13 protein-coding genes are annotated in these 16,452 nt (G+C 51.8%); 6 read left to right on the forward strand and 7 right to left on the reverse strand.

Annotated elements, in window-relative coordinates; all coding sequences use genetic code 11:
• Positions 1–5 precede the first annotated feature (5 nt).
• Entirely contained in the window at positions 6–746 is a 741-nt protein-coding gene (locus tag ACIDE9_RS05635) for a competence/damage-inducible protein A (protein WP_411993721.1), read from the reverse strand.
• A gap of 248 nt (positions 747–994) precedes the next feature.
• Here ACIDE9_RS05635 and ACIDE9_RS05640 point away from each other — a divergent pair, with 248 nt between their 5' ends.
• Complete coding sequence (locus tag ACIDE9_RS05640; RefSeq protein WP_411993366.1) at positions 995–2,602, forward strand: diguanylate cyclase; 1,608 nt, start codon at positions 995–997, stop codon at positions 2,600–2,602.
• A 36-nt stretch (positions 2,603–2,638) separates the two neighbouring features.
• On the opposite strand, the gene ACIDE9_RS05645 is transcribed toward ACIDE9_RS05640, so the two are convergent.
• The 3 genes from ACIDE9_RS05645 to polA all read right to left on the reverse strand — a co-directional run bounded on the left by ACIDE9_RS05645 (position 2,639) and on the right by polA (position 6,034).
• Complete coding sequence (locus ACIDE9_RS05645) at positions 2,639–2,878, reverse strand: GlsB/YeaQ/YmgE family stress response membrane protein (RefSeq protein ID WP_411993368.1); 240 nt, start codon at positions 2,876–2,878, stop codon at positions 2,639–2,641.
• A gap of 118 nt (positions 2,879–2,996) precedes the next feature.
• Positions 2,997–3,215, reverse strand: coding sequence for a hypothetical protein (locus tag ACIDE9_RS05650; RefSeq protein ID WP_411993370.1), 219 nt, complete (start codon positions 3,213–3,215; stop codon positions 2,997–2,999).
• Between the two features lie 53 nt (positions 3,216–3,268).
• Complete coding sequence (polA, locus tag ACIDE9_RS05655; protein WP_411993372.1) at positions 3,269–6,034, reverse strand: DNA polymerase I; 2,766 nt, start codon at positions 6,032–6,034, stop codon at positions 3,269–3,271.
• 95 nt (positions 6,035–6,129) lie between these two features.
• On the opposite strand from polA, the gene ACIDE9_RS05660 reads away from it, so the two are divergent.
• From ACIDE9_RS05660 to ACIDE9_RS05675, 4 genes are all read left to right on the forward strand, one after another.
• The gene (locus ACIDE9_RS05660) at positions 6,130–6,855 is read left to right on the forward strand and encodes a TIGR00730 family Rossman fold protein (RefSeq protein WP_194752812.1); all 726 of its coding nucleotides are present in this window, start codon (positions 6,130–6,132) and stop codon (positions 6,853–6,855) included.
• 123 nt (positions 6,856–6,978) lie between these two features.
• Complete coding sequence (locus ACIDE9_RS05665; RefSeq protein ID WP_411993375.1) at positions 6,979–7,323, forward strand: DUF2782 domain-containing protein; 345 nt, start codon at positions 6,979–6,981, stop codon at positions 7,321–7,323.
• Between the two features lie 40 nt (positions 7,324–7,363).
• Positions 7,364–8,290 (forward strand): homoserine kinase, encoded by a 927-nt coding sequence (locus ACIDE9_RS05670; RefSeq protein ID WP_411993377.1) that lies wholly within the window; start codon positions 7,364–7,366, stop codon positions 8,288–8,290.
• A gap of 32 nt (positions 8,291–8,322) precedes the next feature.
• The gene (locus ACIDE9_RS05675; protein WP_194740400.1) at positions 8,323–9,108 is read left to right on the forward strand and encodes a BPSS1780 family membrane protein; all 786 of its coding nucleotides are present in this window, start codon (positions 8,323–8,325) and stop codon (positions 9,106–9,108) included.
• Positions 9,109–9,122: 14 nt separating this feature from the next.
• On the opposite strand, the gene ACIDE9_RS05680 is transcribed toward ACIDE9_RS05675, so the two are convergent.
• From ACIDE9_RS05680 to trmL, 3 genes are all read right to left on the reverse strand, one after another.
• On the reverse strand, positions 9,123–11,003 hold the full coding sequence (locus ACIDE9_RS05680) for a GGDEF domain-containing protein (protein WP_411993379.1): 1,881 nt from the start codon (positions 11,001–11,003) through the stop codon (positions 9,123–9,125).
• 25 nt (positions 11,004–11,028) lie between these two features.
• Entirely contained in the window at positions 11,029–13,209 is a 2,181-nt protein-coding gene (locus tag ACIDE9_RS05685; protein ID WP_411993381.1) for a UvrD-helicase domain-containing protein, read from the reverse strand.
• A gap of 965 nt (positions 13,210–14,174) precedes the next feature.
• Entirely contained in the window at positions 14,175–14,639 is a 465-nt protein-coding gene (trmL, locus tag ACIDE9_RS05690; protein WP_411993383.1) for a tRNA (uridine(34)/cytosine(34)/5-carboxymethylaminomethyluridine(34)-2'-O)-methyltransferase TrmL, read from the reverse strand.
• Positions 14,640–14,781: 142 nt separating this feature from the next.
• Here trmL and ACIDE9_RS05695 point away from each other — a divergent pair, with 142 nt between their 5' ends.
• A complete protein-coding gene (locus ACIDE9_RS05695; protein WP_411993385.1) occupies positions 14,782–16,434 on the forward strand; it encodes a GspE/PulE family protein in 1,653 nt (550 codons plus the stop codon).
• Positions 16,435–16,452 lie beyond the last annotated feature (18 nt).

Here is a 16,452-nt window from a genome sequence, read left to right on the forward strand (position 1 = left end):
CGCGTTTATACATCTACCCAAGGGTAACCGAGGGCCGATACCCCGGCTTTTAAATCCTGCATGGCCTGTTTGACCAGCGCACTCTGGCCTTTCATGCCCACTTCGGTCGTCCTGCGTTGATTGGTCCGTGGCAAGCTGAACAGTTTCAGCATGGGATAGTGGCTCAGCATATGATTCATTAAATCAATAAGGTCACTTTCACCTGCCTCGGTGACCACAATGGCCTGCTCCAGATAGTCTGCGGTATGAAACAGGTGGCTGTAGTAGGTATCCAGTACCCACTCAATCATGGGGTGTGCCATTTCTGGAAACCCGGGCACAAAATAATGCTCATGCATGCTAAACCCGGCAACCTGGTTGACCGGGTTGGGAATCAGGTCACAGCCCTGGGGAAAGTCAGCCATCAATACGCGTTTGGGATAAGCGCTTTCGCCATAGCGCGCTTCAATATTCGCGACTGCTCCGGCATGGCGTTCAATCGGCACTCCCGCTGCTGCCGCGGCACATTGCCGTGTGTGGTCATCTGGCGTGGCGCCTATGCCGCCAAAACTAAACACGACATCGCCGCGATCCATACTGGCTTTGAGGTGGCCGGTAATCTGCTCGGGAATATCACCAATAAAATGCGCCCAACTCAGTTGCAAACCGCGGGCTGACAGCAGCGAAATCACTTTGCTCAGGTGGGCATCCTGACGTTTGCCAGACAGGATTTCGTCGCCAATGATATAAATGCCAAACTGGTTCATGGTTAATTTGCGTAAATGTGTTTTGAAAGTGTTTTTCAAGGTCATCATAATACCAGTGAGCGCTTTTAAATTTGTTTTGCTGTGATGCATGCACAACAAAATTCACTCAGCGCCAGTTGTGAGTAGTGCATACGCACGCCACACCCTGAACGTCACCATGCGTGATTGGATACCAGCAATTGACAAACTTTTTGTTTGATCTTGTGAGTCCAGCAGGTTCCATCCTCGTCTCCCGTTATGAGGGCGGGATGGTTGTATTGTCGTATTTGATTGCCGCAGTGGCCTCTATCCTGGCCATGTACCTGGCTGACCTGGCCCAACAATTCCAGTTAAGAAGAGATCAGAAATTTGCGCTACTGAGTGGCGCCATTGCATTAGGCGCGGCCGTCTGGAGCATGCACTTCCTGGGCATGCTGGCATTTGAGCTGTGCGTGACCGTGAAGTATGACCCGCTCATCACGTTGCTCTCGATCTGGCCGGCTTTTGTCGCATCCTGGGCCGCCATGCGCTGGATCTCGCACGCAGACCAGGGGGCGAGTCATTTATGGTTGAGCGGCATGATTATTGGCCTTGGCATTGGGGTCATGCATTACAGCGGCATGCTGGCCATACGCACTGCTGCGGTCATGACCTTCAAACCGTGGTGGGTCCTGATTTCTGTGGTGGTGGCTGTACTGCTTGCGGTGCTTGCCTTATGGTTTGGCCAGCAATGTGAGCGCATGCAGCGATTGCGTGTCTGGCGCCATGTGGTTAGCGGGCTGGTGATGGGTGCTGCCATTACGATTATGCATTATATCGGTATGGCAGCCGCAGTGTTCGTGGGGATCGCCGAGTTTGCCCATCCGGTGCCGACGGTGGATCGCTGGTATTTGTCGACGCTGGTGACATTGGGTACCTTGATCCTGATCGGCGCCGCCATTGCGCAAAATATGCTTGCCAGGCAGCGCCAGCTTGCCCGTGATTTGCAGTTCAAGGAACACCAGATGCGGGTCATCTTTCAAAATGCGATCGATGCCATTGTGATTACCGATGCCAAAGGCTTGATCAAGATGGTCAACCGCGCCTTTGAAGGCATGTTTGGCTACCAGGCACAGTTGATTGTCGGCACGCAAGTCTCGAAAATGATTCCTGACTGGAAACAGCTCAATGCCTATGCCAGAAAACGCAGGCAGCAGGATACCTCTGAAAAAATTGTGGCGGAGCGTAGCGGCTTTCATGCTGACGGTCATGAAATCCCGCTCAGGATTGCACTCACGCGCGTGGTCGAAAGCGAGTCCAACTTTTGCATCAGCTTTTTGATGGATATGACGGCGTTTCACACGCAGCAAAATGCACTGGAAAAACTGCTCACCGAAGACCCGCTGACCGGGCTGTTTAATCGGCGCGGTTTGTTAAGCCTGATGCGCGGTATCGCCAGCAGTGCCCATACGCACAGCGTCAACCGTGGCATGATTTTACTGTTTCTGGATTTGGATGGCTTCAAAGCAGTGAATGACACGCTGGGGCATCACGCTGGCGATGAGGTGCTGATCACCATTTCGCAGCGTATCCCTAAAGTGTTGCGTGAGGACGATATGGTGTGCCGGTTTGGTGGCGATGAATTCGTGATTCTACTCACCTTTACCGATCATCCAAGAGTGCTTGCCAGCAAGATCGCAGAGAAGTTGATTGAAACGATCCAGCAAACCATCCGCTTGCAATCGGGGCAGGAAATCACCGTCGGTTGCAGCATAGGCGTGGCATTCGCCTGGCCGAAAAAGAAAGAAGAGATTGAAGCCTTGCTGGAAAAAGCAGATGCTGCCATGTATCAGGCCAAAAAAGGCGATGCTGGAAAAGTCGTCTTTTCCAGCATATAGTGATTACACCTTAGTAACGTGCTTAGGGTAATGTGTTTAGGCTTTTCTGAGTAAGCGCGAAATAAAAATCAGGAACACCGCACCAATCGTGGCGACGATAATGCTGCCAACCATGCCGCCGCTGGCACTCAGGCCCAGCAAGCCAAATAGCCAGCCACCGACGACCGCGCCTGCAATACCCAGAATCAGGTCCCAGATCAGGCCGAAGCCATCACCCTTCATAATCAAACCGGCCAACCAACCTGCAATAATGCCCACTACAATCGTCCAAAGCATGTGAATCTCCCTTGTTGTTGTGATGAAACCGTATGCTAACCAGAACGGGTGAGGCTATCTGTCAGTGAGTGTAGGAAATCCCTGTCAGAATAGACTGGCAAATCTTGGGCGGCGTATGCTATTTTTTCAGGCCGACCAATACCATGGCGACACCAGCGGCCAGCACAATGATGCTCAGTGCCTGTGGAACCTCGACATCTTTGGTGATTTCTGCACTGGCTTCCAGCGAGCCGATTTTAGCCACGGTTTCCTTGCTCTCGTAACTAAAGCCTTTAAACACCAGCCCGGCTGCGCCGAGTGCTATCAAAATAATACCGATGACGAGTGAAGACTTCATTGCACATGCTCCTGTGGGTTATCACTGATGTATTACCTTAACATACCCAGACGCTAATGCGCGCTTTCCCAGTTGTTGCCACTGCCCACTTCTGCCAGCAACGGTACATCCAGCGTCGCGACACTTTGCATGAGCCTGGGCAGGTGTTCCTGGATCAGCGCTAACTCTGCATCCGGCACTTCCAGTACCAGTTCATCGTGTACCTGCATGATGAGTTTGGTCTGCAGTTTTTCAGCAGTTAGCCATTGGTCGACCGCAATCATGGCCAATTTGATCAAGTCAGCGGCGGTGCCTTGCATGGGGGCGTTAATGGCGGCACGTTCGGCGCCGTTGCGGCGTTGCACATTGGCGCTGTTGATCTCGGGCACCCACAGGCGGCGGCCAAAAATGGTTTCAACATAGCCTTGCTGTTTGGCCAGTTCGCGTGTGTCGTTCATATATTGGCGTACACCAGGGTAGCGGGCAAAATAGCGCTCGATGTAATTGGCAGCGGCGCTACGTTCGATATTGAGGTTTTGTGCCAGGCCAAACGCGCTCATGCCGTAAATCAGGCCAAAGTTAATCACCTTGGCGTAGCGGCGCTGCTCGCTGTCGACCGCGGCGCGTTCAACACCAAAAATCTCTGCAGCAGTGGCGCGGTGAATGTCCTCATTGTTGGCAAACGCGCTCAGCATGCCAGCATCTTGCGACAGATGCGCCATGATACGTAATTCAATTTGCGAGTAGTCAGCAGAGACAATGTGCGAGCCAGGTGGCGCGACAAAAGCTTCGCGGATGCGGCGGCCTTCTGCTGTACGTACCGGGATGTTTTGCAGGTTGGGGTCAGAGCTCGCCAGGCGGCCGGTGATGGCCACGGCCTGGTTGTAATTGGTATGCACGCGCCCGGTTTGCGTATTAATCATTTTTGGCAGTTTGTCAGTGTAGGTCGACTTCAGTTTGGCCAGGCTTCTGTGCTCCAAAATCACTTTCGGCAAAGGGTAATCCAACGCCAGCTCCTGCAACACATCTTCGTCGGTCGATGGCGCGCCTGACGGCGTTTTTTTCAATGGCTTGATACCGAGTTTGCCAAATAGAATCTCTTGCAATTGCTTGGGGCTGCCGAGGTTGAACGGTTGCCCGGCCAGCTCGAATGCCAGTTTTTCAATCTCCATCAGGCGCAGGCCGATTTCATTGCTCTGGCGGTTAAGCATGTGGCTGTCAATGAGCACACCATTACGCTCCATGCGTTGCAGCACCAGCATGCTGGGTAATTCAATTTTTTCATAAATGAAGTTGAGTTTGTCAGACGCGGTGACCTGTGGGTGCAGTGCTTGGTGTAATTGCAGTGTGATGTCAGCATCCTCAGCGGCATATTCTGCTGCTTGCTCCACTGTCACCTGGCTAAATCCGACTTGCTTGGCACCTTTGCCCGCCACCGTTTCGTAGCTGATAGGCGTGATGCCTAAATGGCGCTCGCTGAGCTCATCCATGCCATGGCCTTTGTGGCTCTCGAAGACATACGATTCGAGCAAGGTATCATGCGCTACGCCTTGTAAGTGGATGCCATGATTGGCCAACACATGCATGTCGTACTTGAGGTTCTGGCCGACTTTTTTAATCGCAGGATTTTCCAGGATGGGCTGCAATTTGTGTAATGTGGCTTGCAAAGGGAGTTGCTCGGGCGCATCAAAATAATCGTGCGTGAGCGGCACGTAAGCGGCTTCGCCCGGCGTCACACTAAACGACACGCCGACAATTTTTGCCTGCATGGCATCGAGTGAGGTGGTTTCGGTATCAAAACATATCAGTTCGGCGTGTTGCAGTTTGGCGATCCAGCTATCCAGGTCAGCGTCATTGAGAATCGTCTGGTACTGGCGGCGCGTGTCTGCGGTATACGTCGTTGAGGGTGTCGTACTGAGTGAATCGACGCTAGGCGCGGCCGGATTTTCAACCACAGGCGCCGTTGCACCATCTGGTAGTTTGTCCAATTCACGTTTCCAACTACGAAACTCAAAGTGGTCAAACAAGGCCAGCAGTTTTTCCTTATCAGGCGTTTGCGTCGTCAGTTGGTCAAAGCTTTCACATAAGCCAATATCGCAGCGGATGGTAATCAGTTCGCGTGCCGTTGGCAGCCAGGGCAGGGCCTTGCGCAGGTTTTCGCCAACCACGCCTTTGATATTGTCAGCATTGGCAATAATGTTATCCAGCGTGCCGTATTCGGTCAGCCATTTGACCGCAGTTTTCGGCCCCACTTTTTCTACGCCGGGGACGTTGTCTGCGGTGTCGCCGACCAGGATCAGGTAATCAATCATTTTGCTGGGCGGAATGCCAAACTTGTTTTCTACGCCAGTGATATCCAGCACATCATCGGTTTTGCGGAAGGCATCGCGCATGGTATTCACCACGGTGATATGCTCGTTCACCAACTGTGTGATGTCTTTGTCACCGGTGGAGATAATAGTTCTGATGCCTTCTTTTTCGGCTTGCTTGGCCAGTGCGCCAATGACATCATCGGCTTCCACGCCTTCTTCAATAATCAGCGGCCAGCCCATGGCGCGTATGGTTTCATACAGCGGCTCGATTTGCGCACGCAGGTCGTCCGGCATGCTGGCGCGGTTGGCCTTGTATTCAGGGTACAAATCGTCACGGAAGGTTTTGCCCTTGGCATCAAACACACAGGCGCTGTAGTCGGACGGGTAGTCTTTGTGCAGACGGCGCAGCATGTTGAGCACGCCCTGAATCGCGCCGACCGGCTCATTGGCCGAATTGCGCAAATCCGGCATGGCGTGAAAGGCGCGATAAAGGTAACTGGAACCGTCGACCAGAAGCAAGGTTTTCATTGTGCGTTCTCGTGAATCAAATCAATGGCGTATTTTACGCATTTCAAAGCGACTTCATGTACACTAATTTGCTGTGTCATTTGAAAGATAGATGTATGAATAGCAGAAAGCTACCAAGCATGGTAGAGCCTGAATTGTTGGATGGCGATGATGTCACTCATGAATCCTGGCGAGCGTTTGAGATTATGGCCGAGTTTGTTGGCGCCACCGAGAATCTCAAAGCCATTATGCCGGCGGTGTCTATTTTTGGCAGTGCGCGTACCAAGCCCGACCATCCTTATTACCTGCTCACCGAAGAAATTGCGCGCTTATTGTCTGATTCCGGGTTCAGCGTCATTTCCGGTGGCGGTCCCGGTATTATGGAGGCGGCCAACAAAGGCGCATTCCCTGGCCGTGGTGCCAGCGTCGGCCTCAATATCAAACTGCCGTTTGAGCAGCATGGCAATCCTTACCAGGACATCGGCATCAGCTTTAAATACTTTTTTATGCGCAAGGTGATGTTTGTTAAATATGCCAGCGCGTTTGTGGTGATGCCTGGCGGATTCGGTACGCTGGACGAAGTCATGGAAGCGATTACGCTGGTCCAGACTGGCAAGAGCCGCAAAATCCCGATTATCCTGGTTGGTAGCCAGTTCTGGGCCGGATTGCTCGACTGGTTGCGCAATACACTGGTGGCAGAAGGCATGGCTTCGCCTGAGGATATGGACCTGATCCAGATTATTGATGAGCCGCAACAGATTGTGGATGCGATCTTCAAGCATTATGAAACTACCGGCTTTGAGCTTACCCCGGCCGAGCGCAAGATGCAGCTCTATCTGTAATTGTGTGGTTTGGCGTGTCCGGCGCAGTGTGTCGGGCGCGATTTTAGAAGTTTATTATGTGTGCAGTGACCGCCAGCGCGTGGGTTTTTGCTAGAATAGTCGCTAATGACTAAGGAGTCTTCCATGCGTGATTTTTCCCGTTTATTGCTGGCAGGTATCTGCATTGCTGCGATTGCGATGCCGGTGTGGGCTGCGGCCCCCAAAGATGCCGAGTTGCTAGAAGAGGTGCCACCACCACCCAAGGTGATTGAAGGCCAGCCGATTGACCAGCCTAGCGTGAACAAGCGCAAAGATGGCGAAAATGACATTGAGGAATACAGCCTGAATGGTGAGGTCTATATGGTCAAGGTGACGCCACCGAGTGGCAAATCCTACTATCTTCACCGTGAAGACCGTAATGGTGACTGGGTGCATGATGGCCCGACTCGTCCACTGTCTGTTCCTAAATGGATTCTGTTCCGATTCTAATCCTGATCGCCTGTCTTGACTGGCAGGCTAGCCAATAATTATGTCTGTTTTTACCACCCTGAGTTTGGATGAAGTGCGCCAGTGGCTGGCGCCTTTTAATGTTGGCGAATTGCACACCCTGCGCGGCATTGCTGCCGGCATCACCAATACCAATTATTTCGTTGAAACCAGTCAGTCGCGTTTTGTGCTCACTGTGTTTGAGAAGAACGACTTTGATGAGTTGCCGTATTTCGTGCATTTGATGACGCATTTGTCGCGGCACGATATTCCTTGTCCCAAGCCCATCACTGACCAGAATAACATTGCCTTGCACCGCATTCATGGCAAGCCCGCCTTAATGGTCAGTTGCCTGAAAGGCAGCGATGTCAGTCAACCTAATGTCAAACAGATTGAGGCCGTGGCGAGAACGTTGGCGCGCATGCATGTGGCTGGGTTGGATTTTCATGAGCAGTCACACAATCAGCGCGGGCAGGGCTGGCGCGTGATGACGGCACAACAAGTGATGCCTAAATTGGCACCGGTGCAGCAACATCTGCTGCAAGAAGAATTAGAGTTCCAGCATGGCCTGGATTTGTCACGGTTGCCACATGGCGTGATTCATGGCGACCTGTTCCGTGACAACGTATTGTTCGATGGCGATGTGCTGGGTGGCTTTATTGATTTTTACTACGCCTGCCACGATGTGCTTGCCTATGATGTCGCGATTGCTGCCAATGAGTGGTGCGTAGATGCCACCGGAAATTTTGTCGATGACAAGCTGGCAGCATTTATGAATGCTTACCAGTCCGAGCGCCCGTTTACCGTAGCAGAGAAAACCCACTGGCCTGCCTTGCTGCGCCGTGCGGCCTTGCGTTTCTGGTTATCGCGCCTGTATGATTTTTATTATCCGGTGACCGGCGAACTGACGCATGCCAAAGATCCTGCGCATTTCGAGCGGGTATTGCTGAATCGTAAAGTGTTGACTTAAATAAGTAGTAGAAACATAAAAAAGGGATACTCATGACAGAAACAGGGAGCCAGCGCGGTGTACGCTGGGTGAAAGAAAGTCTGGCCTTGTTCCGCACACAGCCACATGTCTGGATGCTGTGCTCGCTGGCCTATATCGTGATTTTCATGGTGCTGCCTTCATTGCCCATGCTCGGTTTTCTGGGCCTGGTGTCGGTGGTGATCTGGCCGGTGTGCATGGCCTTGATTGTGATGTTATATCGACAAGTGGATTTGCAGGGCAGCATGTCACCGCCAGCCGTCTGGCAGCAATTACAACAGAATTTCAAGCCCTTGGTGCTGCTCGGCGCAAGCTGCCTGGTGTATGCCGTGCTGGCGACCTATTTACTCAGTAGCGAGTTGGCATCCCTGATTTCGCATGCGCCGACCAAAGCTGGCATGACGGAGTCGCAAATGACACTGTTCCTGGAGAACACACTGTCTTTTATCGTCAAGGTATTGCTGCTGTTACTGCCGTTGTTTATTGCGACCTGGTTTTCCCCCATGCTGATTGCCTTGAATGGCTACCCTTTGCTTAAGGCGATTAAATCCAGTATTGCCGGCATGCTGCAATATACGGTGCCAATGAGCGTTTCCTGGCTGGTGATGACTGTGGGGATGCTGGTGGTGATGCTGGGGCTGGGACTGGTCATTGGGATCCTGGGCGCGTTAATCCCCATGCTGGCACAATTGCTGATGCCACTGCTGGTATTTGCCGCCTTGCTGGTGATTAATGCCCTGATGTTTGCTTTCCAGTACATCAGCTACAAGGATGTATTCAGGGCTGCGCCACAAGTCTAGGCCCGATTCACACGTTAAGCGCTTGCCGATTGCTTGTTGCGACGCTCGGTAAACAGGCTGTTGCCTATGGTCTTTTTGGCCTGTTTCTTGGCGTTGCTCATGGCGCCAGCCACTTCGTGATGGCTGGCAAAAGTGTCCGAGCAAGCCCGCACGGCGCCAATAGACAAACTGCCAAACGGGTAAAAGTGTTCGTTACCCAAACGGTCTTCTATACGTATGCCGCCGAGTTGTACGTCTTTCAAGTCATAAAAGTCTGGCATCACTTTGGCAATGGTCTCCAAAATGTCATGGCAAATAGTTTCCCAGTCATCACTTTGAAAAATCAGCACAAAGTCATCGCCACCAATATGGCCGACAAAATCATGTTCGTTGTTGACCATACTGCTCAATAAGCGACCGACAAACTGAATGACTTCGTCACCACGGCGATAGCCATAGGCGTCGTTAAATGGTTTGAAGTGGTCCAAATCACAATAGCACGCCACAAACGGGATGCGGCGTTCCAGTAATTTATCAATATGGGCATTAATGGGCACATTGCCCGGCAGCAAAGTGAGCGGGTTAGCGTAGCGCGCGGCGTGAATTTGCATATTGGTGACTTCGCGTAGCAAGGCATGTCCGCTGCCCATACCAACATAGCGCTCACCATCGACAATCATGAACCCATTCAGTAAGTATTTGGGGTCTGCTGCCAGAATCAGTTCGCTCAATGCCAAAATGGTCATGTCTTTTTGCACCATCAGGCAGTGAGTGTCCATAAATGTTGTGCATGACTTTTTGCCATGCAGCTCTTTCTGGTAGCGGCGCGCAAACCGGTCTATGGTGTCGTAGCGGCTGATCAGCCCCAAGGGGATGCCTTGCTGATTGATCACCGGAATCGAGTTGAGCGTGATGTCACTGTTAAACCAGTTGTAGACCTCTTCATTACTCATTTCCGGGAAGGCGGCCGGTTGGTAGCTGGTTAAACCAACCACTGTGGCCTGCTTAGACGCATGACTTTGCTGGTCAGCAAACAGGCGGACGATGTTTTTATTTAGCAGATTATGGACTTCCTCGGTGAGGGCGTATTGGAACTTGGGGAACGGCCGTCCAAACAGATAGCCTTGGGCAAAGTCTATTTTCAAGTCTTTGATGACTGCCAGTTCTTCTTTGGTTTCAATGCCTTCAGCAATGGTCAGCGTATTCGATTCAACCGCGATTTTCTGGATGCCGCGCACAAACTCCAGCTTCATGGGGTCGTTGTGTATGTTGGCAATAAAATGTTTGTCGATTTTGACATATTCCGGCGACAGCTCAGACCACAACCGCAAGCTGGACGTCCCTTCACCCAGGTCATCCAGTGCGATTTTGAACCCCAGTGCTTTAAAGCGCAGAATCGCATCGCGGAGTTCGGCATAATCGCGGATGGTCGAGCTTTCGGTGATTTCAATCACGATATCACTGGCTCGCAGTCCGCATTTTTCAAGCTGCGTTAAGCCAAACGACAAGTGCCCTTCGTTTAATAGCAGGCAGTCCGGGCTGAAATTCACAAACAGTGGGTGTGAACGGTCTGTGCGGCTATATTCGGTAAAAATCACTTCACGCGCCGCGTACTCCATCTCGATATTCAGGCCACACAGGCTGGCGGCATTAAACAGCGCAATTGGCGAATGCAACCTGGATTCCACCGGGCCACGGATCAGCGCCTCATGCGAGAACACGCGCGCCTGTTTGATATCGACGATAGGTTGAAACAGCGGCAACAAATTGCGCTGCGCCAAAATGGCTTCAACCTCTAGCTGTGGAGGGGCATATATCATGCCAGCAGTATCGACTGTTTTAACTGCTTCTTGATTAAGTTGTGCAAATGGTGGATGAAATATTTGTGACAGTCCCATGCCAATCATCGTTGGCATGGGACCCAGAGGCTGACAGTGTGGATTAGAGTTTTTCCAGCTTGGCGTATTCCAGCATCAATGTTTTTAGCCCTGCACTGCCAAAATTTACTTTAATGGTCAGGTCGCTGTTGTTGCCTTCGTAGCTCACGACCACGCCCTCACCAAATTTACCATGGCGCACACTCTGGCCAATCTTGAACGGGTAATTGGATTGCGCGCTGCTGGCTTGTGCCGCTGGTGCGTGGTATTGACCGCCTGCGGCATAAGGCTTGGCCACAGGTTTACTATTTAGGCGCTTGGTCAGCTCGGTCGGGATTTCATCAATAAAACGCGAGGCAATGCCGTAACGCACTTGACCATGCAGCATGCGGCTTTGGGCATAGGTGAGGTAGAGGCGCTGCCGTGCACGTGTGACGGCGACGTACATCAGGCGGCGCTCTTCTTCCAGGCCGCCATTTTCATAAGCGGCCTGCTCATGCGGAAACAAGCCTTCTTCTACGCCACCGATAAACACACTATGAAACTCCAGGCCCTTGGCCGCGTGCACCGTCATCAGTTGCAAAGCCTCGTGGCCGACATCTGCCTGGTGGTCGCCTGCTTCCAGGCTGGCGTGGTTTAAAAACTGTGTCAGCAGGTCGGCATCTTCCTCCATATTGTGATGGTTGCCCAGATCCCGGTTGCTAAACGCTACCGCAGCGGTGACCAGTTCCTGCAAGTTCTCAATGCGGTCTTCGCCTTCTTTGTCATTCTGGTAGTGCGCCATCAGGCCACTCAAGTTGATGACCATTTCTGCCATTTCACCCAAGGTGATACCGTAGCCCTGATCTACCATTTGGCGAATCAGGGCGACAAAGCCATCCAGCCCTTTGCTGCCCAGCTTGCCTTCGCCAACTTTATTGGTGGCGGCTTGCCATAAACTGCACTCGTTTTGGATAGCAGCTGCTTGCAGCTGTTCCAGCCCACGCGCACCGATGCCGCGTGGCGGAAAATTCACAATGCGCAACAAGGCAGTGTCGTCGTTCGCATTGGCAATCAGGCGCAAATAAGCCAGTGCATGCTTGATCTCGGCGCGCTCAAAAAAGCGCAGGCCGCCATATACGCGATAGGGAATATTGGCTGAAAATAACGTGTGCTCAAGAATACGTGACTGCGCATTGCTGCGGTAGAGCAGCGCCATGTCGCCTAGCGGCACGCCTTCTTTTTGCAGCATGTTCACTTCATCGACAATAAACTGCGCCTCGTCGGTATCGTTATAGGCTTCATAAATACGAATCGGCTCGCCTTTGCCCGCCGAGGTCCACAGGTTCTTGCCCATGCGGTTACGGTTATTGGTGATGATGGCGTTGGCCGCGTCGAGAATGTTGCTGTGCGAACGGTAGTTTTCTTCCAACTTGACGATGTTTTGTACATTAAAGTCGCGTTGAAAGTCGTTCATATTACCGACGCGCGCGCCACGGAAGGCATAAATACTCTGGTCGTCGTCGCCCACGGCAAAAATGCTGTTATGCGCGCCACCTAGCAGCTTTAACCATAAGTATTGCAGGCGGTTGGTATCCTGAAACTCGTCCACCAAAATATATTGAAAACGCTGCTGATAATGCGCGCGGATATGTGGCTCGCGCTCCAGCAACTCGTAGCAGCGCAGCAATAGCTCAGCAAAGTCGGCCACGCCGTCACGGTTGCATTGCTGGTCATAGGCCGCATAAATCTCACGCAATTTCTGGCTGTGGCCGTCATAAGCGTCTACCGCTTCGGCGCGTAAGCCTTCCTCTTTGCAGCTGTTGATATAACCCATCACCTGCTTGGGTGGATATTTCTCATCATCCACGTTCATCGCCTTCATCACGCGCTTGATCGCAGACAACTGGTCTGACGTATCCAGAATCTGAAAAGTACTTGGTAATCTTGCTTCACGGTAATGCGCGCGCAACATGCGGTTACACAAACCGTGAAAAGTGCCTGCCCACATGCCGCGGGTGTTAATCGGCAACATGCTGGTCAAACGTGTCAGCATTTCTTTGGCCGCTTTGTTGGTAAACGTCACTGCCATCAGGCCCATGGGCGAGGTTTGGCCAGTTTGAATCAGCCAGGCGATACGGGTTGTCAGCACCCGGGTTTTGCCGCTGCCAGCGCCTGCCAGAATCAGTGCCGAGACATGCGGCAGGGTGACCGCTTGCAATTGTTTATCGTTGAGGCCCTGGAGGAGATTGGTTTCAGATTGCATGTGATTATTATCGCATGATGTGCAGGGGAATTTGATGGATTGTTTGGTCAGATACTGTGTCGCTACGGCGTTGGCTGGGGGGATTGTCGGAAAAGATTGTTCTTTAGGTTTAGAGGTTTCTTTTCGCCCTCTCGGCGAGTTACTTTTCTTTGCTTGCACAAAGAACAAGTAACCAAAAGAAAGTGCACCCCAGCTTCCGCTTGATTCCTGCGCTACTCGGCTTGGCGGGCGTCCATCGAAACTCGCCCTGACAAGCCACACACTTCGTGGCTTGTTGCGGAGCTCAAACAGCCGATGGCCGAAGACTCCCGTCAATCCTGCGTTGCTCGGCGCGGCAGATGGGGACCCCGAAAACCTAATGAGCGCCACCGTTAGTGCTTTTAACAAACCAATCTGTTTTTTTGAACCGTCCGTATTTATGCGACGTTCGTTTGGCGAGATAAATCCCATCCCATCACGCTGAGTAGCGGAGACAAAATAAGAGTAGAGGGAGCGACTGTCCGAGTCCCGCGGTGGGCTGCGTAGTGTGCAGCCCGCTAGGTTGAGTTTCGTGACCGGCTTATGCTAAGTCCAGCAAAGCATCGGACGAAAGTCCTAAGCTGAGCAACGCAAGGGAGCCTTTAGGCCGTGATGGCTGGGTGCCCTCTTTTTGGTTACTTTTTTGGGGCAAGCAAAAAAAGTAACTCGCCATCCAGGCGAAAAAATCAGCGTTTATGAGCAAATGCTGGATGACTAAAGAATGATTTTTTAGCTTACTCGGAGTGCAGATAACTATGCCGATCTGCACTCAATTAAATTTATGGTAATAAATTATCGGAACTTTTCAAAACGCATATGACTCATATCAGCACGATGATGATGAATCATCTTTCCGCTTCTTTCCTCCCTGAGCGGAAGCCTTTACGATGAGGCCTGTTGCCCCGATTTACCCCTTAATCGGGGCTTTTTTTGCCTATCGTTTTTGATTACACGCCGCCGGGGAACCCTGTTTGGCGCCAGGCTTCATAGAGCAGAATGGCCGCGGAGTTTGATAAGTTGAGGCTACGGCTGTGTGGCAGCATGGGTAGCCTGACGCGGTGTTCTGGCGCAAAGTGGGCACGAATGTCTTCTGGCAGGCCGCGGGACTCTGGGCCAAATACAAACACATCTTCATCTTTAAATTGTAAGTCGGTATGCCGTGTACTGCCTTTGGTAGTGAGCGCAAACATGCGTTTGTCATGCAGTGCTTGTTGGCATTGGGCCCAGTTTTCATACACTGTGAGTTCGGCGTATTCGTGGTAATCCAGCCCGGCACGTTTGAGGTGTTTGTCGGATAGCTCGAAGCCTAAGGGTTGGACTAAATGCAGTTTTGCCCCTGCATTGGCGCATAACCGTATGATATTTCCCGTATTCGGTGGAATTTCGGGTTCGAAAAGCACAATATGAAACATTTTTTGCAGCTTGTTTACAAACGTAAGGTTAGAATGTTGGTGATATGATAGACGAGAAAAGTCTATATAGATAAATAATTACAACGCCATGGCTCGTCCCGAGAAAATTAGATTAGGTGAAATTCTGGTCAGACAGAATTTCATGACCCAAGCTCAGCTTGATCAGGCGCTGGAAGAACAGCGCAAGACAGGTCGACGCCTGGGCCGCGTGATTGCTGAAAAAGGCTACGCCAATGAGCGGCAGATTGCCGAGGCGGTGGCTTCTCAGTTGAATATCCCATTTTTGGACCTGGGCCAGTATGAGCTGGACGTCAAACAGATTCAAAAACTCCCTGAAGTTCAATCGCGCCGTTTCCGCGCCATCCTGCTCGAAGAGCGCCCCAACAGTTTCTTGATCGCGATGGTTGATCCATCGGATGTGTATGCGTATGACGAGTTGGTGCGGTTACTTAAGCGCGAGATTGATATTGTCGTCGTGCAGGAAAGTCTGCTCATGCAGACGATTGACCGCTCTTACCGTCAGACTGAGCAAATCTCATCATTAGCCTTAGAGTTGCAAGAGGATCTGGCCGCGAGCAATGCCGATCTTGCTAGCCTGATGGGTGTTGACTTGGGCATTGACGATGCGCCCGTGGTCAAGTTGCTGCAGACCATTTTTGAAGATGCGGTACAAGTGCGTGCCTCGGACGTACATATTGAACCACAAGACAACAAGCTGTTAATCCGATTCAGGATTGATGGTGTGATGCACTTTCAGACGCAGGCGGATATCAAGATTGCCACTGCGCTGGTGATGCGTCTCAAGATCATGGCGGGCCTGGATATTTCTGAAAAACGTTTGCCGCAGGATGGCCGCTTTGGTTTTACGGTCAAAGGCCGTGCGGTAGATATGCGTATCTCCACCATGCCAACACAGTATGGCGAGACGGTGGTGATGCGTTTGCTGATCCAGAACACCGGACATTTCCAACTCGATAAATTAGGCATGCCGCCAGACTTGCTGGCGCGTTTCCGCAAAATGATTGGCCGTCCAAGTGGCATGGTGCTGGTGACTGGTCCGACCGGTAGTGGTAAAACCACCACCTTGTATTCGGCCTTGAGTGAGTTGAATACGCCGGAAACCAAAGTGATCACTGTGGAAGACCCGGTGGAGTATCGCTTACCGGGCATTATTCAAACCCAGGTCAACGAAAAGATTGAGCTGGACTTTCCCAAGTTGTTGCGCGCTATTTTGCGTCAGGACCCGGACATTGTGCTGGTGGGTGAGATGCGTGACGAGGAAACTGCCCAAACCGGCTTGCGTGCCTCCATGACTGGTCACTTGGTGCTATCAACATTGCATACCAATGATGCTTCTACTGCCCCTGTGCGCTTGATTGATATGGGTGTGCCGCGCTTTATGGTGGCCATGTCGCTGTTAGGCGTGTTGGCGCAGCGGCTGGTGCGGCTCATTTGTCCGCATTGTGCCGTCGAGCACACCCCGACCGAATCTGAGTCTGTCTGGTTAAACCAGGTGATACAGCAACCTGATGTGGTGACTAATTTCCGTCATGGCAAAGGCTGCCAGCACTGTAACCGCACCGGTTATTTGGGGCGCGTTGGTTTATACGAATTTTTGGAAATGACCGATGAACTGGCGATGGCCGCGAATATGCCGGATACCAATGTCTTCATCAAAAAAGCGCGCGAGCGACTCAAGGGAAAAACCCTGCGCGACCAGTCATTGCAACTGGCGATAGATGGCAAGACCACGCTCGATGAAATCATGCGTGTCGACAATCAGTTTGAAGAGTAAACCTTTAAAAAGCCACGC

Origin of the sequence: Methylophilus sp. 'Pure River', from assembly GCF_046765995.1 — a bacterium.
GTDB lineage: Bacteria > Pseudomonadota > Gammaproteobacteria > Burkholderiales > Methylophilaceae > Methylophilus.